This is a genomic window from Williamsia muralis (assembly GCF_051487485.1).
In the GTDB taxonomy this organism is placed as follows: domain Bacteria; phylum Actinomycetota; class Actinomycetes; order Mycobacteriales; family Mycobacteriaceae; genus Williamsia; species Williamsia muralis_B.
Window position 1 is genome coordinate 261,926 of record NZ_JAHVCV010000002.1, and the last position, 25,100, is coordinate 287,025.

At 65.8% G+C, this 25,100-nt stretch carries 19 protein-coding genes; 4 read left to right on the forward strand and 15 right to left on the reverse strand.

The annotated features are described in order from the left end of the window. Window positions 1-15 precede the first annotated feature (15 nt). From tsaE to glmS, 5 genes are read right to left on the reverse strand one after another with little or no spacing between them, the layout of a single operon-like run. Window positions 16-477 (reverse strand): tRNA (adenosine(37)-N6)-threonylcarbamoyltransferase complex ATPase subunit type 1 TsaE, encoded by a 462-nt coding sequence (tsaE, locus tag KXR83_RS04505; RefSeq protein ID WP_437423773.1) that lies wholly within the window; start codon window positions 475-477, stop codon window positions 16-18. Continuing rightward, window positions 474-1,520: an alpha/beta fold hydrolase gene (locus tag KXR83_RS04510; RefSeq protein WP_437423774.1), complete on the reverse strand. Its 1,047-nt coding sequence runs from the start codon at window positions 1,518-1,520 to the stop codon at window positions 474-476. Before KXR83_RS04510 ends, tsaE begins: the two co-directional genes overlap by 4 nt. After that, a complete protein-coding gene (gene alr / locus KXR83_RS04515; protein WP_437423775.1) occupies window positions 1,520-2,695 on the reverse strand; it encodes an alanine racemase in 1,176 nt (391 codons plus the stop codon). The genes KXR83_RS04510 and alr overlap by 1 nt, the downstream gene beginning before the upstream one ends. Continuing rightward, window positions 2,692-4,152 carry an NAD(P)H-hydrate dehydratase gene (locus KXR83_RS04520; RefSeq protein WP_437423776.1) on the reverse strand — a complete coding sequence of 487 codons (1,461 nt, stop codon included), beginning with the start codon at window positions 4,150-4,152 and terminating at the stop codon, window positions 2,692-2,694. Before KXR83_RS04520 ends, alr begins: the two co-directional genes overlap by 4 nt. 13 nt (window positions 4,153-4,165) lie before the next feature. Next, the gene (gene glmS, locus KXR83_RS04525; RefSeq protein ID WP_437423777.1) at window positions 4,166-6,028 is read right to left on the reverse strand and encodes a glutamine--fructose-6-phosphate transaminase (isomerizing); all 1,863 of its coding nucleotides are present in this window, start codon (window positions 6,026-6,028) and stop codon (window positions 4,166-4,168) included. A 378-nt stretch (window positions 6,029-6,406) separates the two neighbouring features. Here glmS and KXR83_RS04530 point away from each other — a divergent pair, with 378 nt between their 5' ends. Further along, the gene (locus KXR83_RS04530) at window positions 6,407-7,693 is read left to right on the forward strand and encodes an alpha/beta hydrolase (RefSeq protein WP_437423778.1); all 1,287 of its coding nucleotides are present in this window, start codon (window positions 6,407-6,409) and stop codon (window positions 7,691-7,693) included. A gap of 113 nt (window positions 7,694-7,806) precedes the next feature. Beyond that, entirely contained in the window at window positions 7,807-9,936 is a 2,130-nt protein-coding gene (locus KXR83_RS04535) for a bifunctional lysylphosphatidylglycerol flippase/synthetase MprF (protein ID WP_437423779.1), read from the forward strand. 73 nt (window positions 9,937-10,009) lie between these two features. On the opposite strand, the gene KXR83_RS04540 is transcribed toward KXR83_RS04535, so the two are convergent. After that, a complete protein-coding gene (locus KXR83_RS04540) occupies window positions 10,010-11,422 on the reverse strand; it encodes an alanine--tRNA ligase-related protein (RefSeq protein ID WP_030171035.1) in 1,413 nt (470 codons plus the stop codon). 122 nt (window positions 11,423-11,544) lie between these two features. Here KXR83_RS04540 and KXR83_RS04545 point away from each other — a divergent pair, with 122 nt between their 5' ends. Further along, window positions 11,545-12,396, forward strand: a complete 852-nt coding sequence (locus KXR83_RS04545; protein ID WP_437423780.1) for a dienelactone hydrolase family protein — start codon at window positions 11,545-11,547, stop codon at window positions 12,394-12,396. Window positions 12,397-12,458: 62 nt separating this feature from the next. Here the strand turns inward: KXR83_RS04545 and KXR83_RS04550 are convergent, their stop codons facing one another. The 9 genes from KXR83_RS04550 to eccCa form a co-directional block, all read right to left on the reverse strand. Then, window positions 12,459-12,854 carry a hypothetical protein gene (locus KXR83_RS04550; protein WP_437423781.1) on the reverse strand — a complete coding sequence of 132 codons (396 nt, stop codon included), beginning with the start codon at window positions 12,852-12,854 and terminating at the stop codon, window positions 12,459-12,461. After that, the gene (locus KXR83_RS04555; RefSeq protein WP_437423782.1) at window positions 12,851-14,449 is read right to left on the reverse strand and encodes a hypothetical protein; all 1,599 of its coding nucleotides are present in this window, start codon (window positions 14,447-14,449) and stop codon (window positions 12,851-12,853) included. The genes KXR83_RS04550 and KXR83_RS04555 overlap by 4 nt, the downstream gene beginning before the upstream one ends. Beyond that, window positions 14,442-14,768 carry a hypothetical protein gene (locus KXR83_RS04560; protein WP_437423783.1) on the reverse strand — a complete coding sequence of 109 codons (327 nt, stop codon included), beginning with the start codon at window positions 14,766-14,768 and terminating at the stop codon, window positions 14,442-14,444. The genes KXR83_RS04555 and KXR83_RS04560 overlap by 8 nt, the downstream gene beginning before the upstream one ends. 82 nt (window positions 14,769-14,850) lie before the next feature. Continuing rightward, window positions 14,851-15,531 carry an HAD family hydrolase gene (locus KXR83_RS04565; RefSeq protein WP_437423784.1) on the reverse strand — a complete coding sequence of 227 codons (681 nt, stop codon included), beginning with the start codon at window positions 15,529-15,531 and terminating at the stop codon, window positions 14,851-14,853. Window positions 15,532-15,541: 10 nt separating this feature from the next. Continuing rightward, entirely contained in the window at window positions 15,542-16,876 is a 1,335-nt protein-coding gene (glmM, locus tag KXR83_RS04570; protein WP_437423785.1) for a phosphoglucosamine mutase, read from the reverse strand. A gap of 97 nt (window positions 16,877-16,973) precedes the next feature. Beyond that, a complete protein-coding gene (gene rpsI / locus KXR83_RS04575; protein ID WP_437423786.1) occupies window positions 16,974-17,522 on the reverse strand; it encodes a 30S ribosomal protein S9 in 549 nt (182 codons plus the stop codon). Beyond that, window positions 17,519-17,962: a 50S ribosomal protein L13 gene (gene rplM, locus KXR83_RS04580; RefSeq protein ID WP_023961983.1), complete on the reverse strand. Its 444-nt coding sequence runs from the start codon at window positions 17,960-17,962 to the stop codon at window positions 17,519-17,521. The genes rpsI and rplM overlap by 4 nt, the downstream gene beginning before the upstream one ends. A gap of 194 nt (window positions 17,963-18,156) precedes the next feature. Then, the gene (locus tag KXR83_RS04585; RefSeq protein ID WP_437423787.1) at window positions 18,157-19,392 is read right to left on the reverse strand and encodes a type VII secretion-associated protein; all 1,236 of its coding nucleotides are present in this window, start codon (window positions 19,390-19,392) and stop codon (window positions 18,157-18,159) included. Between the two features lie 11 nt (window positions 19,393-19,403). Next, window positions 19,404-23,411 (reverse strand): type VII secretion protein EccCa, encoded by a 4,008-nt coding sequence (eccCa, locus tag KXR83_RS04590; RefSeq protein WP_437423788.1) that lies wholly within the window; start codon window positions 23,409-23,411, stop codon window positions 19,404-19,406. Window positions 23,412-23,589: 178 nt separating this feature from the next. Here eccCa and eccD point away from each other — a divergent pair, with 178 nt between their 5' ends. Then, the gene (eccD, locus tag KXR83_RS04595; RefSeq protein ID WP_437423789.1) at window positions 23,590-25,074 is read left to right on the forward strand and encodes a type VII secretion integral membrane protein EccD; all 1,485 of its coding nucleotides are present in this window, start codon (window positions 23,590-23,592) and stop codon (window positions 25,072-25,074) included. Window positions 25,075-25,100 lie beyond the last annotated feature (26 nt).

Below are 25,100 nucleotides of genomic sequence, written 5' to 3' on the forward strand. Positions count from 1 at the left end.
ATGTCGCCGACTGCGTCAGCCGCGGGTGACCCAGCCATAGTTGACGGTGCGCTCGTCGGTGTCGAGGTCTCGGCGCAGGCGAACGAGCAGATGACGTCCGCTCAGCCGTTCCGCCACGCCCTCCCCCCATTCGACGACAACCACGGAGTCGGTGAGGTCGGTGTCGAGGTCGAGGGCGTCGAGTTCCTCCAGGCCACCCAGCCGATAGGCGTCGACGTGAACCATCGCCGGTCCACCTCCCGGTCCGGGCCGGTGCTCCCGCGCGATGATGAACGTGGGTGAGGTGACGCGACCCTGGACGCCTAGACCTGCCCCGATCCCCCGCGCGAGGGCGGTCTTGCCCGCGCCGAGTGGCCCGTCGAGGATCACCAGGTCACCCGCGCCCAGGCCGGCAGCCAGGCTACGTCCGAACGCCTCGGTGTCCTGCACCGTCGGCAGGATCTCCTGCTCGAATCCCGCCTGGTCGTCGGATGTCACGGTCGCTGGACCCGCCCGACGAGCCCGCTGATCGCGTCGTTGACTGCCGGTGGGTTCTCCATCATCACCATGTGGCCGCACTCGGCAACGCCGATCAGCTCGCAGTTCTTGCCCAGACGGTTGTGCAGTTCCACCGAGTTCGCCACCGGCGTGACCTTGTCTTCGTAGCCGCACACGACCATCGTCGGGATCGCGGAGAGCACCGGCAGCCCGGAGGTCTCGTCGTGCTCCTCGAGAGCACGCAAGAAGTTGACGACCGTGTCGATCCTGGTGTTCTGAATGACCGATTCGGTGAACTCGATCACGGCGGGTGAGTGGTAGGTAGAGCCGAAACTGCCCGCGGTCAGCACCGGGGCCATCAGCATCCTCGTGACGCCCCGGCCTGCCTCCACCGCTCGCGGGGCCTGCCGGACGGACAGCCTGAAGGCGTCGACCAGCGGGTTCTGCAGTCCACGTCCCAACCCGGCCTGCGTGATCCCGTGGGCCGCGCTCGCCACGAATCCGGCGCCGACCACCTTCGAACCGAACAGTTCCGGCCGTCTGCTTGCCAACGCCATGATTGCCATGCCACCCATCGAGTGCCCCACCAGCACCACGGGTCCATTCGGAACCACAACGCGCAGAACGGTTTCGAGGTCTGCGGCCATCTGCGTGATGGTGCACGAGCCAGCGGCTGCCTGCGCGGACTCACCGTGCCCCCGGTGATCGAAGAAGACCATCCGGACGTCGTCACCCCACGTCTGCGCGAGATCGCGGCGCTGGAAGTGCCACGTGGACATGCGTAGGCAGAAGCCGTGGACAAAGACGACGGTGAGCGGCGCATCTCCTGGACCGACTTCCCGAACAGCCAGCGGCACACCATCATCGGCGACCACGATGCTCGGGCGATCGTCATAGATCGACCCGAAGTCCTCGATGGAGTTGGGGTCGGTGGTGGGGTGTCGCCGCGTCAGCGAACGCGCTGCCGCCCCCACGGCGAGAGCGCCCAGAGTCGCGATGCCGGCGGTACCGGCCAAGATCTCCCAGCGTCCCGTGCGTTCCATCAGCCGGGTCCCGTCGCGACGGGTGTGTGGCGGCCGTTCGGAATAGGCGCAGGAGCACCGACATACGTCCGCACCGCCCGCCCGCGGATGCCGGACACGATCTCGTAGTCGATGGTGCCGATGGCCTCGGCCCACTCGAGAGCGGTGGGTCCACCATGGTCGCCCGTCCCGAACAGCACTGCGCGATCGCCCACTTCGACACCGCCGCCGTCCGCGCCGAGGTCGACGACCATCTGGTCCATACAGACCCGTCCGACATTCGGAAAGCTCCGGCCGTTGATGTGCACCCGCAGGGTGTTCGACAACAGTCGCGGGACCCCGTCCGCGTAGCCGGCCGGCAACAACGCAACGGTGGTGTCGCTCGGTGCGGTCCACGTGTGACTGTACGAAACACCTTGGCCTGCCGGGATCTTCTTGACCGACAGGACTTCAGCCGAGAGAGTCATCACCGGGATCAGACCGAAGTCCCCGAGGTCCGGGGCAGGTGATCGGCCGTACACGGCGATGCCGGGCCTGGCGAGATCTCGGCTCAGGTCGGGCCTGGTGAGCGTGGCCGCGGAATTCGCGATGTGCACAACCTCCGGACCCACGCCGATGCGGCGCAGGTCGGCCACGGCCTCATCGAGGCGTTCACCTTGCAGGCTGTTGAGTGGATGGCCGGGTTCGTCCCCGCGCACGAGGTGGGACATCACTCCGCGTAGCACCATCGATTGCTCCGCAGAGGCAGCTGCGACGCCGTCCCGCAGCTCGTCCCACTCATCTGCCGCCACCCCGTTACGCGCCAGGCCGGTGTCGACCTTCACGGTGACCGACGCGGTACGTCCCGCCGCGCGAGCCGCCTCGACGACCGCGGTCAGCTCGCGGGGTGAGGAGACACCGATCTGCACATCGGCCTCGATCGCAGCACCGAAGTCCGCCGAACTGCCATGCAGCCAGGCCAGCAGAGGCGCGTCGATCCCGCCCCGGCGCAACGCCAGCGCTTCGTCGATGGTCGCGACCCCGATCTCGGCCGCACCAGCGCTCATCACCGCGCCAGCGACCTGCACGGCGCCGTGACCGTACGCGTCCGCTTTCAGCACAGGCATCAGCGCAGCGTTGGTGTGTGCCTGTAGGACCTCGATGTTGTGGGCAACCGCCGACAAGTCGATGCGGGCCTCGAGCGCCGGAGAATTCATCGCCCACCATTGTCGCACTCGACACCACCGAGCAGGGCACGCAAGGTGGGCGACACCGCCGCCAGCAATGCCGACGCACCGATCGGGGCGTTCCCGCCGCCGTGGTTCGGCCCTCCCGCAGACGCCGCGATCGCCGCCAGCGCATGTACTCGCGCTGCCGCGGCCGCGGCATACGACGGCTCCAGACCTGCAGCCAGCAGACTGCCTGCGATACCCGACAACACGTCGCCGGCGCCGGCCGTGGCAGCCCACGACGATCCTGCGTCGTTCACCAGTACCTGCCCGGAGGGATCCGCGATCAGTGTCGCCCGCCCCTTGAGGAGCACGGTCGCACCCAGTTCTGCCGAGAGATCCCTCACGGCCGCGATCCGGTCGACGCCCGGGGGCTGTCCGGTGATCCGGGCGAACTCGCCGGCGTGTGGGGTGATCAAGGTGGGCGCGGTCCGGTTGGTCACCAACTCACGGTGGGCGGCCAACAGTGTCAGTCCGTCCGCGTCGACAAGCACGGGCAGGTCGGAATCCAACACGTGTCGCAGTCGCCTGACCCCGGTGTCATCGGTTCCGGCGCCGGGCCCGATGACCCACGCCTGCACCTTGCCCGCATTCTCTGGCTCATCACTGGCGACGACCTCGGGGAAATGTGAAAGCACCTGCGACGCCGCGGTTCCGACGTACCGGACCATTCCTGAGGTGGCGGCGACAGCCGCCCCACTGCACAACACGCCGGCCCCTGGATAGCGCGCCGAGCCCGCAACGACACCGACCACTCCCTGGCTGTATTTGTCGTCCGACGGTCCGGGCACCGGCCACATCGCAGCCACCTCGGCGTTGCTCAACTGCCGCAAGGCCGGGCGGTGAGCCTTGATCCCTATGTCAGCCAACACGATCCGGCCACACTGCGGTGCGGCGAGCACGTGAGCCACCCGGTATTCGCCGAATGTCACTGTCACCGCGGCACGCACGGCCGGGTCATTGACCTGCCCGGTGTCCGCATCGACCCCCGACGGGATGTCCACTGCCACGATGGGCGCGGTGAGCTCACCGACGATCCGAGCCGCTTCCGGGCGCAATGGTCCAGAACCGCTCAGCCCCACGATGCCGTCGATCACCACATCGACGTCGGGCGAAAAGCTGTCGGTGATACGCCCGCCGGCGCCGCGGAATGCGGCGAGACCGTTTGTGTGAGTGCGGTCGCCGGCAAGCAGGACAGCCCGCACGTCGACGCCCCGCCGGCGTAGTAGCGCGCCCGCGAACAAAGCGTCCGCCCCATTATCGCCGGCTCCGGCAAGCACACCGACCGTGCGTCCGTAACAACTTCCCGATCGTGACACCAGTTCCGCCGCAACCACATCCGCGACAGCGCGAGCTGCACGACCCATCAACACCCCGCGCGCCAACAGATCTCCGGTAGCCGCCTCGGCGGCCCGGATCGAGTCGGCGGTGAAGTAGTCGATCATCGCCCCGCGCGGCCTATTCGACGGTGACGGACTTGGCCAGGTTGCGCGGCTTGTCCACGTCGTACCCGCGCGCCTGGGCGACAGCCGCAGCGAAGACCTGCAGGGGCACAGTCGAAACCAGTGGCTGCAGCAACGTGGGCGTCTGCGGGATCACTATCAGGTGGTCGGCGACACCCCGTGCCGACTCGTCACCTTCCTCCGCGATGACGATGGTGGTCGCTCCACGTGCCTGGATCTCCCGGATGTTGCTGACCATCTTCGAGTGCAGCAACGCCCGCCCCGTCGGTGAGGGCATCACGATGATGACCGGAACGCCGTCTTCGATCAGCGCGATCGGCCCGTGCTTGAGCTCGCCGGCAGCAAAGCCCTCGGCGTGCATGTACGCGAGCTCTTTGAGTTTGAGTGCGCCCTCGAGCGCGACGGGGTATCCGACGTGACGCCCGAGGAACAGGACGGTCCCCCGGTCGGCCAGGTCGCGGGCCAGTGCACGCACCGGCTCGACCGTCTCGAGAACTTTGGCGACCGCGGCCGGCATCGCTTCGAGCGCAGCGTATTCGCGTGCCACCTCATCGGGATACTTCGTACCCCTGGCCTGTGCGAGCGCCAGCCCCACCAGGTAAGTCGCTGCGATCTGGGCGAGGAAACACTTGGTGGACGCCACCCCGATCTCCGGTCCGGCGTGGGTGTAGAGCACGGCGTCGGATTCTCGGGGGATCTGCGCACCATTGGTGTTGCAGATGGCCAAGACCCGGGCCTTCTGTTCCTTGGCGTGCCGGACCGCTTCCAATGTGTCGGCGGTCTCGCCCGACTGCGAGATGGCAACCACAAGGGTGGAACGATCGAGAACCGGGTCGCGGTAACGGAATTCGCTGGCCAACTCGACCTCGACCGGCAGACGCGTCCAGTGTTCGATGGCGTACTTGGCGAGCAACCCCGCGTGGTAAGCGGTACCGCAGGCGACCACGAACACCTTGTCGATGTCGCGCAGGTCGTCGTCGGTGAGTCGCTGCTCGTCGAGGATGATCCGGCCGTTCTCGAAGTGACCGAGCAGGGTGTCGGCGAGAGCCTGTGGCTGCTCGGCGATCTCCTTGAGCATGAAGAAGTCGTGGCCGCCCTTTTCGGCAGCCGCCAGATCCCAGTCGATGTGGAAAGGCCTGCCGGATTCTTCGTTGCCTTCGAAATCGGTGATCGCGTAGTCGTCGGCGGTGATCACGACCACCTGGTCCTGACCGAGTTCAACAGCCTCACGGGTGTGTTCGATGAATGCGGCGACGTCGGAGCCGACGAACATCTCGCCCTCGCCCACACCCACCACCAGTGGAGTGGACCGGCGCGCGGCCACGATGGTGTCGGGGTGGTCCGCGTGCGTGAACACAAGCGTGAACGCACCCTCGAGCCGGCCCAGCACCGCATATGCGCTGTCGACGAAGTTGCCCGCCGTCGAACCACTGGCGTACTGCAGAGCCATCAGGTGGACGGCGGTCTCGGTGTCCGTGTCGGACGAGAACTCGATGCCGGCCTTCTCCACCTCTTCCCGCAGGACCGCGAAGTTCTCGATGATGCCGTTGTGGACCACGGCGATCTTGCCGTCGAGGCTGGTGTGCGGGTGCGCATTTCGGTCGGTCGGCCGTCCGTGGGTGGCCCAGCGCGTATGCCCCATACCGGTCGAGCCCACGAATGCTTCGCGGCCGATGGTGGCCAGCTCCTTGTCGAGGTTCTCCAGCCGCCCGGCCTTCTTCTCGACTGCGGCATGTCCGGCGCCGTCTAGGATTGCCACACCAGCGGAGTCGTACCCGCGGTATTCCATCCGGCGCAGGGCTTCCACGACAACCTCGAGGGCGTCGCGTCTGCCCACGTATCCGACGATTCCACACATAGTGCTACAGGGTACTTGCCGCGCGCGGATACACAGAAGTCGCTGGTGAAGTGCCAATTCTTGCGCTCGCACTGACAACAGGTGAAGTTATGGGTTACGCTGTGCGAACTCTTGAAGTTCTCGAGCGTCAAGCTCAAGGAGTCGAGGGGGATGCGTCGGTTGGGACGCCTTTGATACGTTCGATCCGTATGTCCTCCACCACCGGGGTCACTCCCACTTGTTCACCGCGATTCATGTGAAAACCCCGTAGCGGGCCCCGCTGGTCACGGTTCGATCTGCAAACACGCTTTTTTGACTCGTACACACGTGACACCTCGCATTTCGCTGTAGGTTTCGATGCGGGCTCCACTCTCGGGTCCATCCTCCCGAAGGACGTACATGGACTGGCTGTGGGACATATCGGTGCTCGACGGACCATTGCCGTGGGCCATCCTCCTGCTCGGCATCCTGGGGCTGTTGTGGCTGATCATGCTGCCCCAGAAGACCTACCTTCTTGTTGTTGTACCGATTGCCGCGATCGTCAGCCTTCTTCTGGTGTTGCTGTCGAAATGGCTGATCGAAGACGTCTGGAAACTGTTCTCGGACCCCATCCCGGCGTCCAATTACATGTGGGGCGGCGCAGCGGTGTTCGCACTGCTGCTGTTCATTCCGAGGCTCATCCGTGGCCGGGGGGTGGCCGCCCGGATCATCACGGTCTTGGCGACGGTCTTCGCGGTGGTGATGGCTCTCGCCCAGATCAACGACCACTTCGACGAATACCCGACGGTCGGCTCGGTCTTCGGGATCAACAACGTCAGGACCGTGTCCATCGACGAGGCACGCAGCACTGACATCAAGACCGTGGAGCTGGACAAATGGCGCAAGCCCGCGGGCCTGCCGTCACAGGGCGGCGTGATCACCTCGCCCATCCCGGGTGAGGTCTCGAAGTTCAACGCCCGGCCGGCCAAGGTCTATCTACCACCCGCCTACTTCGCCGAACCCCGTCCGTTGCTGCCGGTGCTGGTGCTGATGGCCGGCCAACCGGGATCGCCGGAAGACTGGCTCGTCGGCGGCCGGTTGACGCAGACGATGGATCAATACGCTGCCGCCAACGAGGGACTGTCGCCCGTTGTTGTGGTCGCCGATGCCACCGGCGACGAACTCGCCAATCCACTGTGTATGGATTCCAACCTCGGCAACGTCTCGACCTACCTGTCGGTGGATGTGCCCACCTGGGTGAAGAACACCTTGCAGGTCGAGACCGACTCGTCGGGATGGGCCATCGGCGGGTTGTCGTACGGCGGTACCTGCTCGTTGCAGATGACCACCAATCACCCCGAGGTGTATCCGACGTTCCTGGACATGTCGGGTCAACTCGAGCCCAGCCTCGGTGACCGCAAACGAACCATCGACCAGGCATTCGGCGGCGACGCGGCCAAGTTCACCGCGGTCAATCCGATGGACCTGATGAAATCGAAGAAGTACCCCCAGGTGGCCGGCGCCTTTGTCGTGGGCAAGGACGATGCGGAATACCGGCCCGGTCTGCAGCAGGTCTACCAAGCCGCACAGGCTGCCGGCATGGACGTCCACTTCGACACCGTCCCGGGCGGACATTCGTTCGCCGTGTGGTCAGCAGGCCTGAAATTGGAGATGCCATGGCTCGGTAAACGCCTGGGACTGCCGTGATCTAGGGAATAATCCCCTCCGAGCGCGACTCTGCACACATCTCGACCACCAGCGGCGGGCACGGGCCCGTCCGTTCGGCCGGCGCGACCGGCTCCACAACTCGAAAGGCGCCGATGAGCACGACCGACACCACTGCCGAGGCACCCCCGGCCGAGCCGACACCGTCGCGCGCCGACAAAGTGCTCGGTCCGGCGGCATGGACCATCCGCAAGGTTCCCTTCACCGCGACCGTGGTCGCGGTGACGATCGTTCTCGGCATCGTCACCGGAGCGTTGTGGGAGACGGTGGAGAACCGGACCTGGTTCGGTGATGTCGCCTATGGTTATCCCCCGCTCACCGACGGTAAGTGGTGGACTCCGTTGTCGGGCACCCTTTTCGGGCTGACACCTGCTCACTACATCGCACTCATCGTCATCTTCGCCGTTGTTGTCGGGTGGTGCGAGTGGCTGCTGGGCACGGTCAGGGTCGCCGTTGTCACCATTGCAGGGCAACTGATCGGCGAGCTGGGCGCCGTCGCGTTCATCGCAGTGTTCCGGCCGACCAGCTGGGAATGGGTCGACCACCTCGCCGACGTCCAGGACGTGGGCCATTCCACCGCCATCGTCGCTGCCGTGGCCGCAGCGAGTGCCAGACTCCGCTCGCCGTGGCGACTGCGGGTACGGGCGATTCTCCTTGCCTACGTTGCCGTTTCTTTCCTGTTCGAGGGCTCGCTGCATGACGTCACCCACCTCATCGCTGCAGTGGTGATGCTCGTGGTCGGCGAAAAGTTCTTCAGTCGAGGCGAATACGGTGTGATGCCGCGAACGCGGCAAGAGATCCGGATGATCAGCTTCCTCGGCCTGGTCCTCATCGGGATCGTCAACATCGCTGTCGCCGTGTTTCCCGGCGACGGGCCGTTCGGTCCCACCGATTCCGACGACAGCCTCAGTTGGGGGTCGATCGTCAGTGTTCTGATCGTGCTGCTGATCGCCGACCAGTTGCGGCGCGGACGGCGCTGGGCATGGTGGATCACCGTGATCTACGGGCTCTTGTACGTCGCCCTGCTCGTCTTCGTGTTGGTCGCGGTGATCACCTCCGACTTCAAGGGTCAGGGCGCGGTCACGGTCGGTACCGGTCTGTTGTGGATAGTCGAACTGGCGTTGCTGTTCGCCGGGCGGTATGCGTTCAACGTCCCGCTGCGCAGCCGGAAAGCCATGGCGGGCATGGGCGGTTCCGATCCGGCCGAACAGGTACGCAGCCTCCTCAAGAGATATGGCGGCAGCACCATGAGCTGGATGATCACCTGGGAGAACAATCAGTACGCGTTCACCAAGGACGGCGAAGGCGTGATCGGTTACCAGCGACCGGCCGGCACCGTGATCGCCCTCGCGGACCCCGTCTGCGCCCCGGAGAAACTGGCCGAGACGATCCGCGAGTTCACCGACATGGCCGAGAGCAGCGCACGCATCCCCTGCTGGTTCTCGGTCAGTGAGGCAACGGCCGAGATCGCCCGCGAGATGGGCTGGCGAACCTTGCAGATCGCCGAGGACACCATCATCGACCTGCCCACACTGGCCTTCAAAGGTAAACCGTGGCAGGACATCCGATCGGCGATCAACAGGGCGAAGAAGGAAGGCATCAACTTCAGACTGACAACCCTGAAGGACGAGCCGTTCGCCGTACTCGCCCAGGTGCGGGCGATCTCCGAGGAATGGGTCGGCGACAAGGGCCTGCCGGAAATGGGTTTCACCCTCGGCAGCGTCGAGGAGGCCCTCGACCCCGAAGTCCGTGTGGCGCTTGCCATCGACGAGACGGGTTCGGTGCACGGAGTCTTGTCGTGGCTGCCGGTGTTCGGTGGAGATGATCAGATGAAGGGCTGGACGCTCGACGTGATGCGCCGACGCGACGACGGTTTCCGCCCGGTCATCGAGTTCCTCATCGCGAGTTCCGCACTGGCCTTCAAAGCCGAGGGCGCGCAGATACTTTCGCTCTCGGGCGCTCCGCTCGCCCGCGCCGCCGACGACACCGGCGAGGTGGAAGCCATGGATCGCCTGCTGGACATGCTGGGAGCAGCAATGGAACCGTTCTACGGTTTCCGCTCATTGCACGCCTTCAAGATGAAGTTCCAGCCGCGGTACGAGCCGGTGTACATGTGCTTCCGCGATGAAGGCGATCTGCCACGGATCGGACTTGCGCTCACCAGGGCGTACCTGCCCAACGCCACCCCCGGTCAGATGCTGAAGCTGGCCACCACAAGGGAGTAAGGGCACAAGCGAATTGAGGTCAGCCCCGTCGGTGGATTTACACCGCACGGGGCTGATCAGCAGTTCGGTTGGGTCAGGCGGTCCCGGCACCGAGTTTGGTCGAAGCCTGCGACCGCTGCCGCTGCACCTCGATGGCCGCATCGAACTCGGCTCGCCAATTCTCGGTCAGCGGCAGCTCTCGGTTGACGGCCTCTTCGGTGGACAGCTCCACCGGGAACCCGAATGTGTCGTAGAGCTTGAAGAGGTCGTCACCGTTGACGGTGTCACCGGTCTTGCCCAGTCGCTTCAACTCTCGCAAGCCCTTGCCGAGGGTGCGCCGGAAGGCCCGTTCCTCCTTCTCGAGCACGGCGATCACCACGTCGCGCCGATCGGCCACCTCCGGGTAGGCCTCGGCGTACAGCCCGGCGACAACCGGGACCAACTCGGTCAGCAGGTTCTGCTGAACACCGAGTTGATGGGCGAAACGGATGGCCCGCCGGACGAGCCGTCGCATCACGTAACCCTGTTCCTTGTTGGACGGCACCACACCGTCCACCGCAAGGAACACCGCACCGCGGATGTGGTCGGCGATCACTCGCATCGCAACCGTGTTGTCGTCGTAGCTCACACCCGAGAGCTCCTCGATCTTCTGGACGATCGGCCAGAGGAGGCTGATGCGGTACACGTCGGGACTGTCGATGGATGCCGCGGCGATCCGCTCGAGACCGCCGCCGTAGTCGACGTTCTGCTTGGGAAGCAGCGCAAACCCGTCGTCGGTCTTGCAGTACTGCATGAACACCGAGTTGCCGATCTCCATGTACTGACCGCCATCGGAGTTCTGATGCGGGTACTTGCCGAAAGCAGTGTCGTGCTCCACCTGTGGGAAGTAGTAGAAGACCTCGCTGTCCGGCCCGCCGGGGTCGCCGACGGGCATCGTGTCCGGACCACCGGACCGCGACCACCAGTTTTTGTCGCTGTAATACGCGATCCGCGCGCCCTGGTTGCCTTGCTCGTTGCCCTGTTCTTCGGTCAGCAGCACCACCCTGTCCGACGAGACACCGGCCTTGGTGAACAACTCGGTCCAGATGTCGGCGCTCTCATCGTCGCGGGGGATGCCGTGTTCGGGGTCCCCCGAGAACACCGTCACGTAGATCCTGTTCGGATCGAGTCCGACGATCTCGGTCAAAAAATGCCAGAACAGCGGGATCTGCTCCGACTTGAAGTAGTCGCCCAAACTCCAGTTGCCGAGCATCTCGAAGAAGGTGGTGTGCCGGTTGTCGCCGACCTCCTCGATGTCCTGCGACCGAAGGCAGGTCTGCGAGTCGGCGAGCCGGTTGCCGTCCGGATGTTCGGCGCCCAACAGGTATCTCAGCAACGGCTGCATCCCGCTGCCGGTGAAGAGTGTGGTGGGGTCGTCCTTCGGCACGAGCGGGGCCCTGTTGATGAGGGCGTGGCCGCGCTCCTGCATCAGGGAGAGGTAGGCGCTGCGGATTTCATTGGCATCCATCCGGTAACTGTCGCAAGATCACGGCCGGTGTGCGCGCTGAATCGGCGCGTTGGCCTGAAAATTGTCTCCGATACGGGCAACGGGTGATGTCGGCAGGCAACACGATCGCTTAGAGTCAGTTCGTGGCCAACCCCAAGAAGCTCCTCTCGCAGCTGTCCAAGACGGGACCGCACAAGGTCCTGCGCGGCGATATGGCGATTGTCGGATTGCCGGGCACCGTCTACGCCCCCGCCGCCGGGAAGGACCTGCCCGGGGTGGCGTTCGGTCACGGCTGGCTCACGGGCGCCAAGCAGTACAACAAGACCCTCGCGCATCTGGCCTCCTGGGGCATCGTCGCCGCGGCGCCCACCACCGAGAAGGGCATGCTCGGTTCCGATCAGGGATTGGCCGCAGATCTCGAGACCACCCTGTCGATCATCACCGAGGTCCGCCTCGGTGCCGGCGACATCACCGTGCACAAACAGCGTCTGGCGGTCGCCGGTCATGGCTTCGGCGCATCGGCCGCGACGTTGGCCGCGTCCCGGAGCAGCAAGGCAAAGGCACTCGCTGCCCTCTACCCGGCGCCGACCAGCTCTGCGGTGCTTCCCGCCGCAGCGGAGGTCCGGACGTCCGCGCTGATCCTTGCCGCGCCCGGCGAACTCGAATCGATGACATCGAATGCGCTCGCGCTGCGCCGCGCTCTGGCCGGACAGTCGGTGTTGCGCCTGGTCCCCAAAGCCGACAACCGCGGACTGGCCGAGGGTTTCAGTGTTCGCGGCAGGCTGGGTGCCGGTGGCAACGACAAGAAGACGCAGAAGCTGACGCGTGCGGTGCTCACCGGATTCCTGTTGCACCAACTGACGGGCGACGTCACGTATGCCGCATTCAGTGACCCGGCAGCCGAGCTCGGCAAGCTGATGACGATCGACCCCGATGCACTCGCGCCTGGCATGGAGGAGATCGTCGATCCACTCACCAAATTGCTCAAGGGCTAGTGCCGTTACTCAAGGACTAGCGCAGTTGCTCGAGGGGTAGCACTCCCGGCGAGCTCGACCGTTCAGCGGTCGGACAGCCAACCGGATGTGTACGAGAACCCGGTGTCCTGGCTGTCCTCCACCTCTGCGCCGGACTGACCAGGGAGCGGCGGCGTCGATGAGTCCCTCGCGCCGGTACCCAGAGTTGCCTTCACCCCGATCGTCGGGTTGTCCGCCGACTCACCCGGGGCTGGGTACGGCGTGTGGGGACTGAGGTCGACGTCGTTCGCAGGGAGCAGGATTGCGCCGCCCGCAGCCACCGATGCTCGTGTGACACCGCGACCGTGCGTTGCGTTCTCGGCACTCGTCCGAATCTTCTCACCGAGTGCCTGCTGGCTTTTGCGGTAACCGGCCACGGCCTCGGCACTCTGCGTACCGACTCTGGCGGCGATGTTGTCGAACAGGTCGGACAGGCTCATTGCTCACCGGCCAGAGCCAGGAGTCCGTCGTCGGGCGGTGCCACCTCGTCGCGCTCCGATGCCTGCGGTGTCACCGGTGTCGCATCGGTATCGCCAGGAGCGGCAGGAGCGGCAGGGGTATCGACATCGTCTTTGCTTCTTGGAGCATGGATCCCCGGCGAACCAGGAGTCGGACATTGCTCGACAGGGCCACGATCCGTCTCGGCCGCGTCTGGCGGTTCGGGGTCACCGGAAGTCGTCGGCGCCGGCGGTTGCTCCTCGACAGTCAGGTCGTCGGCGATCTTGCTCTGGCCGTCCGCGGTGGTGGTCTCGCACGCTTGCTCGTCCGGCGGGACGGCATCCGCCGGCCCCAAGGAGGAGACCTGAGGGGCCGGACAGTCGGGCGCACCCGAGTCGGATGACCCGTTCAGGTCGAACCCCTTGTCCCCCAACGGGGTCGAGGCCGGCGGTTCATCTGTCACACCGCCCGCGTCTGCGGCTTGCTCGGTGCCGTCCGGGCTCGCCGCAGGCAGCATCACTGCGCCGCTTGCATTCGCCACCATCTCGATCACACCTGTGATCGAGCCCGCCACAGCCGAACCGACTGCCACAGCGACGGACCCGAGCACTGTGGACAAATCGGTACCAGCCGCCATGGGCGTCAACGGACTCGCTATCGCCGGCTGTGCCGTCATCACGGGCTGGGTCGTCATCACGGGCTGGGTGGTCTTCACAGGCTGCGCGCCCGGTTCGCACACCGAGGTGATGTTCGCAGGCCCGGAGTCCCGCGCCGGAGCGGATACCGTTGTGACACCTGAGGATTCGCGAACTCCGTCGCCTGGTCCGGAAACGTCTACCGCAGCGTGGCAATCGCGCTCGGAGGCAATCGGTTCAGAGTTGTGAGCGGCGCATCGCACCAGTGCCTCGCCCGAGGACACCAGCTGATCCCTGCCACAGTCACCGCCTGCGTAGTCCGAGACGTCCACCTGTGCCATCGCCGTACACAGCCCGGTGAGAACGGCATCGATGGCGTCGTCGCACAAGGCGACGGCTGAGTTGAACAGCGCGACGGTGCCGTCGATCGCAGCCGTCAGTTCGGCTGCGGGCGAACCAGGGGTGGTGATCAGTGTCAGCCACGAACTGATCGGGATCCCGAGCAGAGAGTCGGGTGTGATGGCTGCGACGCACCAGAACTTGGCCAATCTTGCGGCCTCGATGGCGTCGGCAGCGACCACCATCCCAGAGCCGATGTCTGCCAACGCCGCCACATCAATCGTTGCACGCGGGATGTGCGCGTCCTGAACGCGAGTGCGGGCGACGATGCCGGACCCCGTAGGCCAACAGGTTCCCAGGACAGCGTCCTGGCCGGTCTGATTCTGCAGTTCGGTCGCCGCGACGGTGTGAAGTCCCAACACGATTCGACCGTCGGCTCGCAGCCTGTCGGTGTCCAGGTCCTCGGTCTCGAGCAGGCGGTTCCGGCATACGTCACCCGCGGGAACATCTTCCATCCCCAACCGCCGTGCCAGCGGGCCGACGTTGTCGAAGAAGCGGACGCTGTTCTCCGCCGCCGATCGTTGGTCCGTCAGTTGTTGTGCGAGACCCGGCGTCTCACCCATGACGGCCGCCATCCCCGGTGGTGGCGGCGTCGAACGTCGCCGCGTTCACCACGTCCTCGCCTGTCAACGTTGCGGCTGCATCGAACAGTCCCCCGGCGATGCTCCGCGACGACTCGACGAAGCGGTCCACCGATGACGCCACCGCAAGCAGTCCAGCCGCATAGTGCTCACCGTGGGTCGCGTACCGCGTTCCCGCATGGGAGCCGAACGAGCAATCGGCGACAGCACCCGCAGCGACCTCGACCGCCCGGGCACCACTCCGAAATACCTCGCCGACCCCTTGTACTGCGGATGTGTCCATCCACGTCTGCTCGCTCATGATGCCTCCCCGAAATCAGACGTTGCGGGGCATGGAGAGGTTCCGTTCGCAACGACGCACGATTGTGCGCGTGACGGAGCGGTTACTGCTCGAGCAAGCCGGCCACCGCGTCGAGGAGCGCGTGTGGCCGCTGTTCGACAGGCGTAGGTTCGACCAGCGCGAACCGGCAGCCAACCGCTCGGGCACCCCCGTCAGCCTCTTCGCTGTCACCCACCATCAACACATCGGCGGGGTCAACACCCAGGTGACCCGCAGCGAGAGTGAAGATTCGCGGATCGGGTTTGGTGACACCGACCTCATAGGACAGGGTGAAATCGTCGACCAGTCCCGCCATGTCGTGTATGTCGAACACCGCTCGGACGTCGAACGCGATGTTGCTGACGACACCCACCTTGAAGCCGCGTTCACGCAGTCGCCGCAAACAGTCTCCGGTGTCCGGATACGGTTCCCACGACAGCGGATCGACCACCCGCTCGTACAACGATTCCGCATGACCGGGCAACGTGAGTCCAGATGCCCTCAGAACCGACAGATAAGCCCTACGGTGCAGTATCGGGTCCAGATCTCTTTGTTGCCAAGCAAATTCGTCTTCGGTAGGCAGACCCGGCGGCATCCCGACCGGGGCGGTCATCCGCCGGATGATCTCGGCCTGGGCCTCTCCTTCGAACGCTTCCCCGGATTCCTGGCGTAGCCGTGTGAACCACTCGGATCGTTCGGTGAACCGGAAAAGGGTGCCCGAGAAGTCGAACAGGACAGCGTGCACGGGTGCCTGGTCAGGCAGACTCGACAGCGGCCGCGATCTTGGTGGCCACCGAATTCGCCTGCTCTGTGGTGGCTGCCTCCACCATGACACGCACGAGTTGCTCGGTACCGGAGGGCCGGAGCAGCACTCGTCCGGTGGCGCCGAGTTCGGCCTCACCGTCGGTCACTGCCTGCTTGACCGAAGCTGCCTCGGCCACAACGTTTTTGTCGGCAACCCGCACGTTGAGGAGCACTTGCGGCAACGCACTCATGATGGATGCCAGATCGGCCAGCGACCTACCGGTCTCGGCCATCCGGCCCATCAACGCAAGTCCGGTCAGGATGCCGTCCCCCGTGGTGCCATGCGACGGGATCACCACGTGTCCCGACTGTTCACCACCGAGGGAGAATCCGCCGGCACGGAGCTCCTCGAGGACGTAGCGGTCACCGACAGCGGTGGTACGCACAGTGATCCCGGCATCGGTCATCGCCAGATGCAACCCGAGGTTGCTCATCACCGTGGCGACGAGTGTGTTGCCCTTGAGGCGGCCGGCATCTTTCATGGCACTGGCCAAGACGGCCATGATGGCGTCGCCGTCGACGATCTGTCCCGCGGCATCGACGGCGAGGCAGCGGTCCGCGTCGCCGTCGTGGGCCAGTCCGAGGTCGGCCCCGTATTCCAGAACTGCTGCCTGAACCCGGTCGAGATGTGTTGAGCCGCAATCTTTGTTGATGTTCTCGCCATCGGGGTCCGCGCTGATCGCGATCACGGTGGCACCGGCAGCGCGATAGGCACGTGGCGCGGCCGCGTAGGCGGCGCCATGGGCACAATCGACCACCACGGTCACCGACTTCAAATTGACGTCCACAGCTGCGGACAGATGGGCCAAATACGCGTCGAGTCCGTCCTGCACGTCACGGACGCGGCCGACACCTGCACCGGTCGGCCGGTCGAACACGGTGTCCAGCGCGGACTCGATCGCGTCCTCGGCGGCGTCAGCGAGTTTGTGCCCACCAGCCGCGAAGAACTTGATCCCGTTGTCCGGCATAGGATTATGCGAGGCCGAGATCATCACACCGAAGGCGGCGTCGTAAAAGTCGGTCAGATAGGCAACAGCCGGGGTGGGAACGACGCCGACTCGTAGCGCATCGACACCTGCCGCGGTCAGACCGGCACAGACGGCGGCTTCGAGCATCTCCCCCGACGCCCGCGTATCCCGGCCCACGATTGCAGTGGGACGGCCGGACCCGGACCGATCCTGCGGCAGTACACGTGCCGCCGCCTGCGACAGCGACAGCGCCAACTCGGGGGTCAGGTCGGCATTTGCCAGACCACGTACGCCATCGGTACCGAACAGGTGCCCCATTGACATCCTTCGCTCTAAATACACAGGCAGGCGTCCAGTGAAACTGAACGCCTGCCTGTGCCAAGTTCGACTTGGTGTTTCTTGCGGGCTGAAGAAATCAGCGCTTGCTGTACTGCGAAGCCTTACGGGCCTTCTTGAGGCCGTACTTCTTGCGCTCCACCGCACGCGGGTCACGGGTGAGGAAGCCGGCCTTCTTGAGGGCTCCGCGATCCTCTGGGGTGACCTCGATGAGGGCTCGAGCGATGGCCAGACGCAGAGCGCCTGCCTGTCCCGAAGGTCCGCCACCGTGCAGATTGGCCGCGATGTCGAAAGTGTCGGAGCGCTCGACGGTGACGAACGGCGCCTTGATGAGCTGCTGGTGCACCTTGTTGGGGAAGTACTCCTCCAGGGTGCGGCCGTTCAGCTTGAAGGCACCGGTGCCCGGTGACATCCGGACGCGGACGACCGCCTCTTTACGACGGCCCACGGTCTGGATCGGGCGATCGAGATCGATCGGCGCGCGGGTGACGGCCGGCTCGTCGGCAACGTCTGCGGTGGTGTCGTCCACGGTGTAGTCGTCAGCGCCGACCTCGGCCTCGACCACTTCGGGAGCCACTGCTTCGGCTTCGTTCACATCGGACACGTTCTGCTCCTCCGGCGCCGTCACTGGGCAACCTGGGTGATCTCGAAGGGCACGGGCTGCTGCGCCGTGTGGGGATGGTTGGGGCCTGCGTAGACCTTCAGCTTGGAGGCCATGGCCCGCCCGAGCTTGGTCTTCGGGAGCATCCCGACGATCGCCTTCTCGACGAGACGTTCCGGCTGGGTTGCCAGCGACTCACCGACAGTGCGGGACCTCAGGCCGCCCGGGTAACCCGAGTGGCGGTAGACAAGCTTGTCGTCGCGCTTGTTTCCGCTGACGGCAACCTTCTCGGCGTTGATGATGACGACGAAGTCGCCACCGTCCATGTGGGGGGCGTAGGTCGGCTTGTGCTTGCCGCGCAGGAGCGTCGCGCTCTGCACAGCGAGGCGGCCGAGCACCACGTCGGTGGCGTCGATGACATGCCACGTACGGGTGATGTCACCGGCCTTCGGGGTGTAAGTAGGCACAGATAGTCCTCATGTCTGGTGATCTGGAGCTGGTCTGGAACGCGGCAGAGGTAGTTCCCGGCGACCAGTGGGGACCCGGGCCTCGACTACACCTGGCTACAGGCGGTCGCGCACCAACGGTCAACAGTACCGGCCTGGCCGTCGACAGGTCAAAACGCCGTCGACCGGCGCCGGCCGTGCGGCGGTCACGAATGTCATGGCGTTCCTATCCGCACCGCACCCACCGCGACCCGGCACTGCTCGTCGATCGTCTCACCTGCGGACCCGCCCTGACATCCCACACTCACCTGCAACCCCGCCGACACCAGCAGGTACCACCTGATCGGCCCTCCGGAGACGGGCACCTCGCGGTAGCTGATCACCTCCCGGCCTGCATAACGCGTGCTGGCCGAGAACTCCTGGACGACGTCGTCGCCGCGCTGCCCGATGCGATTGCGCAGGCTGCCCGCCACCGAGGCCAGGGTGGACGTGTTGCGCACCGTGTTCTGCAAGACGATGATCCGGCGGTCGTCGCCGGGTGCGGCGAAGGTGGTGCGGGACACAACTCCTTCGGCTGCCGGCTCCGAGCTCTCGCGCCACTCGGCGGGGACTGTCACGGCGACGCGGCCGAGCTGGGCCTCGCGGTCCGCAGGCGGCGGCACACCGGCGCGTCCATTGTCGACCATCAACGCGACCACCACCGCTGCGATGACCACTGCAGCGGTCGCTGCCACGGCCCCGACGACTCGTCGGCGCATCGGAGTCCGGCCGACGGTCGGCGGTTCGCGAATGCCCTCGTCCACCGGCAATGCGGAGCCGCCGAAGCGGTGGATCAGCGATCGCTGCACTGCCGCTACCCGACCGACCACTGTGTGGACTTCGCAACACCGCACAATCTCCGCAACGGCTGCGGGGTCGGTGCCGTCGACGAGGATTGCCTCGATGCGGTTGTCGACGATTTCACCCAGCCGAAGAGCGACCGTCTCGGCAGTGGCCACCGAGGTCCCGACAACGTTCCAGCCGCCGGCGGACCGATCCATCTCATGTATGTCGATCCGCGAGTGGACTTCGATCACCAGTGCCCGCTGCGTGGAAGACCCCAGATGCGATTCGGCGATGACCGCAGCACGCGGTGTCAGCACCAGTTGGCCACAGTGGGGCTGTGCCGCCTGCCGCAAGATCTCGGTGCGCCGGACGCCCCATGTCGTCGGGTGTGCCAGCTCCACCGCACCGAGGCCTTCGAGCTCTCGGGCGAACACCTGCGACCACGCCGCCGCCGTAGAAACCCTCACCCCGTCGACGACCACCGACGATCCGTTGATGCCGCGGACAAGGGCCCCGACGGAGCAGGGTTCCCGCCCGGCAACCACCACGTCGTCATAAGCGATGTCGGCGACCACCATCCGTATCGACCGGACCGTCGGCGACGCCTCGGCCTGTTCGTCTCTCACGTCGGGTGTCATCACAACGGCGGCATGTGGGCGACCTGGATCATCTCCTGCGGCCGCGATCTGGACACCAGCTCACCCCGACCCGGCACCAGGCGCTGCAACCGCACCCGGCCCAGCAGGTACCCCTCGTCGCGGTCACCGCTCATCAGCAGCCCATCGGTGGACAAGTCCTTGAGACGCCCGATGATCGGATCGAACAGAGCTCGTCCGGCGCCGCCAGAACGGCGCGCGACGATGAGGTGCAAGCCGATGTCGCGGGCCTGCGCGAGCAGGTCGAGCAACGGGCTCAACGGGTTTCCGCTTCCGGTGGCCACCATGTCGTAGTCGTCGACGATGATGTACACGTCCGGCCCCGACCACCAGTTGCGGTCACGCAGTTGCTGCTGGGTGACGTTCTCCCCGGGGATCCGGGCAGTGAAGAACGCCACCAACTCGTTCACCATCGGGGTGAGGGTCTGAGCCGAACTCGCATACCCGGCGAGGTGATCGGTGTCGATCACACCGAGCATGGTGCGCCGATAGTCGACCAGGACGATCTTCGTCTGCGTGGCCGTGCTGTTCTCGACCAGACCGGCGACGATGTTGCGCAGCAGCGTGGTCTTCCCGTGCTCCACGTCGGCGAAGACCAGAAAATGTGGTTGAACCCGGAAGTCCAGGATGACCGGGGCCAACTCGGCTTCGCCGACACCGATCGCGACTTCACCGGCCGTCAGCTCGATTCCGGCGTCATGCAGACGTGCCACCACCTCGGACCGTTCCAGATGAGCGGCGAGTTTGCGGACCGGCATGGCCTGCTGACCGGGATGCACGGCCACCAGCTGCTGAACCGTCTGCGCCACGGCCGCACTCAGTGAATCGAGCGAGGTGTCGGAATCGGTTCGCGGCAGAGCGATCAGCATGTGCAGGTGCTCGGCGGTGAGGCCACGCCCGGGCCTGCCCTCGGGCACGAGTCCGGCGACCTTGCGGCCCATCTCCGAGTCGAGTGGGTCACCGAGTCTGAGTTCGAGGCGGCTGCCGATGAGGTCTTTGACGGCCGGCCTGATCTCGGCCCAGCGCGCAGCGGTGAGCACCACGTGCACCCCATACGAGAGGCCCTGCGCCACAATGGTGTTGATCTGCTCGTCGAGAAAGTCGAACTCGCCCCGGATCACCGAATAGCCGTCGACGACCAGGAACAGGTCACCGAAGACATCCGCCTGCACCGATGCGTCACCGGCAAGGCGGCGTTGCCGGTAGTCCCGCATCGACTCGATGCCGAGTTCGGCAAAGCGCAGTTCCCGCTGCCGTATCACCGTTGCGACCTCGGCCACCGTCCTCCGCACGGCATCCATGTCCGAACGGCTCGCAACCGATCCGACATGCGGCAGGCCCGCGATCCCGGCCAGACTGCCGCCACCGAAGTCCAGGCAATAGAACTGGACCTGCGCCGGACTGTGGGTGGCAGCCGCCGCAACGATCAACGCGCGCACCGCATTCGACTTTCCCGATTGCGGTCCACCGACGATCGCCACGTTGCCGCGCGATCCGGCGACGTCGACGGTGAGAACGTCGCGCCGCTGATCGTACGGGCGGTCCACGATGCCGATCGGGAACACCAGCCGACCGATCTGCGGGGTACGCCAGTGCGGGGCCAGCATGTCGATGGTGGGCGGTTGACCCAACGGCGGCAGCCACACCTCATGCGCCGGACGCCCCTGCCCGGCGATGCGGTCCACCACGATCTCGAGCAGCGTTCTGGAATTGGGTGCGGGCGGTTCTGCATCACCGGCAGGTTCGGGGCCGGCCAGCTCGGCCGCAGTAGGAGGCACGACGGGGTCGAGTGGCACAGGGCCGGCGGTGAACATCTTCAGGCCCACCGGGCCGCCCGACGACGCGATGTGCTCGGCGCCCGCCGCGACCGGCGCGGAGTACGGACCCGACACGTAACACGTGTTGAATCGAATCGGTTCCGCCGAGTCACATTTGAGGTAACCCGATCCCGGAACGTTGGGCAGGTGGTAGGCATCGGGCACCCCGAGTACTGATCGTGACTCGTTGGCGGAGAAGGTTTTCAGCCCGATGCGGTAGGACAGATGACTGTCCAGGCCTCGCATCTTGCCTTCTTCGAGCCTTTGCGAGGCAAGGAGCAGATGGATGTGCAGCGACCGGCCCAATCGTCCGATGGCCACGAACAGGTCCGCGAAATCCGGTTTCTGCGCGAGCAGTTCGGAGAACTCGTCGACGACGATGAACAACGCCGGGAGCGGTTCCAACGGCGCACCCGCGGCGCGCGCACGTTCGTACTCCCCCACGTTCGCGAAGTTCCCCGCCGCGCGAAGCACCTCCTGGCGCCGGTTCATCTCCCCCGACAACGCGTCGCGCATCCGGTCGACCATCGACAACTCTTCTTCGAGGTTGGTGATGACGGCTGCCACATGCGGGCACGAGTCGAGGCCCAGAAACGTTGCCCCACCCTTGAAGTCGACCAGGACGAGATTGAGTGCCTCCGGCGAATGGGAGCTGACCAGCGAGAGCACCAGAGTACGCAGGAACTCCGATTTACCGGACCCCGTCGCACCGATGCAGAGCCCGTGCGGACCCATCCCGCCCTCGGCCGCCTCCTTGATGTCGATCTCCACGGGTGTACCGCTGGTGGAGTAACCGATCGGGACCCGCAGCCGCGACCGCGCGCTGCGGGGTGCCCATGTCAGATGTGGGTCGAGGCGGGTGGCATCGGCGACTCCGAGCAGACTCATCAGACCGGGGTCGGACGGAGCGACCTCCTGTTCCAGATTCACCATCTGTGCTGCGGTCGCCAGGCGATAGCGAGCCATCGATCGGGCGAAGGCCTCCGCTTCGGCCACCGTCAGCGAATCCATGTCCGCGAACTCTTCGACTCCGAAAGCGCTTCGCGCGCCGATCTTGCCGTCCCGAACCATCAGCTGCAGGCCCCTGCGGACCGCGAGTCCGTCCGGGGGTGCCGACAGATCCAGGATCGAGACCGCCTCCATGCCCGCGTCACCGACCACCCGTTCGTCTCCCGAGACGAACCCGTCGTCGATCACGATCACCAGCTGGATCCGGCCGACGCTCGGTGGGGCCGAACGCGAGAACCGGCCCCGTTCGAGGAGGTCGACGGCCAGATCGTCTTCCAGCTCGGTCAGCGACCGGTAGATCATCCGCGCCGAGCCCATGCCGTCGCGCTCGTACGGGTGCTGCACATGGGGCAACCACTTGCACCAATCCCACGATTCGGCGCCAGGGTCGGCGGTCACCACCGCGACCATCAGCTGATCGGGGCCGTGGAACGCGCACAATTCCAGGACCATCGACCGCGCGAGTTGCCGGGTCTCCTGCCGGGCGCCTTCGATGTTGATCGCCGGGAAACCCCGCAGCGACACCGCCGTCGGGAGGCCGTGGACAACCGAATGCGTTCGCACAAAACGTCGTAGCGCCACCGCTGACACCGGCTCGATGTCTTCGAGAGGGCCCGTCTCCGGTGGCATCAGACGCGTCGCCAGACGTTGCGATCCCACGCCCACTCGAACATGGCCGAAATCGCTGTCGGCGCGCCGGCGTTCCCACATCCGCCGTCCGCCGACCACACCCAGCAGTGCCGCAGGTTCGGGGTGACTCCATTCCAGCGCCTCACGCTGCGCAGCTCCGGTGTCGTGGACCTCGTCTCGTACCTGACACAGATACCGGAAGTAGTCCTTGCGCTCTTCGTTCAGCTCCGCTGCGCGCTTGCCGCCCCGATTGCCCGAACCCGCGTACATGCCGAACATCGACATCAGCATCATCATCGGGAACATCATGAACAGCGGGTTGGAGAGCATGTTCCGGCCGCCGGTCACGACCATCATCGAGATCATGCCCACCACGGCGACCACCATCACCACAGGCATCATCTTCATCAGCAGACTGCCCGGAACCACACGCGGAACATCTGGTGGCACTTGGATATTGACCTCGCCGCCGGGCGCGCGCGGAGCAGGCACGCGTGCCCGCCGCACAAACCCTTCGGTCGTGCCTGTCGTCACCTGAACATCATGGATTGTTACCCCACCCCTGGAACAGAAACTTCCCCCGGCCGCCCATCATTCACCATCACTCCGTCGGCGGCACCCGCAAGGGTGCGAAAACGTCATCCGACGGCAACGGTTGTCGGCCTCATTCGCTATGGTCTTCGGTACTGGTGGGGACCTTGGGGGGAAATTCATGACCGCTGCCGATCTTTTGGCCGAGTTGGATGCTGCTGCCGGCATCCAACCGGCGCTTGCACGTGTTTCCGTCATCGGGGGCACAACCCAATTCGACGTCGGGTTGCCCGCCGCGGTTCCCGTTGCGGCGTTGATCCCGGATCTGGTGTCGCTCATCACCTCCCGGGCACCGGAGACCGACGATTCGGAGGCACGTCCCGGTCCCGTTCGCGACCACTGGACACTCTCCCGGGTCGGCCACGACCCCATCGCGCCCGGACGCAGTCTCGCCGAGGCAGGTGTGCGCGACGGCGACCTGCTGATCCTCCGGTCCGTTCCGGCGCGCGAGACCGCGGTTCTGTTCGACGACGTCATCGATGCGGTGGCGCGCCTGGGCGGAGCCCAGTCCAGCGGGTGGTCGGCGGGCGCGGCGCAGGCGATGGGCTACGTGGTGGCCGTGGGCGCGTCCACCCTCGCCGCTCTCGCCCTCCTCCAGCAACGCGGTGCGTACGGCGACCTGTGGCCTGCGATCGTCACCGGGTTGCTGGCGCTGGCGTTCGTGGTCGCCGGAGCTGTCGTGGGTCGCTTCTACCTCGACCGCTCGACGGCGGCGATGTGTTCGCTGTGCTCGTTTCCTCTCGCATTCGCGACGGGAATGATGTTGCCTCCCGGTGACTTCAGCGCCGCCCACCTCACCCTCGGTGGTTGCGTCGCCGCCGTCGTCGCGGTGCTGTCCTACCGGATCTCCACAGCCGGTCCCCTGATCCATGCCGCGATTGTCACGGCAACCACCATCGCCACCGCCGCCGCAGCGGCCCAGTTGCTGTGGTCGCCCGGCACCGTGCGGGTCGGGGCGGCGCTCTGCGCAGGGGCGGTACTGGCCATCTCGATGGCGCCCCGCCTCACGATCGCCCTCGCCCGACTGCCACTGCCGCCGGTCCCCACAGCCGGGGCCGCCATCGACCCGGCCGATTCAGCGCCTCGCCCGGCCATCGAGGGCATCGGCGCAATCGGGGCGATGGCGTTGCCGTCGGCCGCCGCACTGGAACTCCGCGCGCACACCGCCGGTCGCTACCTCACCGGCATCATCGCCGGCACCGCGTTCGCAGCGGTCGCAGGCATTGTCCTGGTCGCCTACCCTGCCGACAACTTTAGTTGGCGCTGCACGGTTTTCGCGCTCATCATCACCACGGTCCTGTGCCTACGTGGCAGATCACACGCCGACCTCGCCCAGGCAGCCGTCCTCATCGCCGCAGGTGCGTTCGGCTTCGCCGTCGTGGTAGTCGAAGTGGCCCTGGGACCGGGCGATCATGTTGTCGTGGCCGCCGGCGCGGCAGCGGCGGTGAGCGTGGCCGCGTTGCTCTGCGGCGTGGTTGCCCCGAGGTCCAGCTTCTCGCCCGTGGTGCGGCGAACAGTGGAGATCATCGAGTACCTCTTGATCGCGACCATCGTCCCGTTGATGTTCTGGATCATGAATCTCTATGCAGCGGTCCGCGACCTGTGAGTGCGTCGGCGTCGACCCGTTTTCAT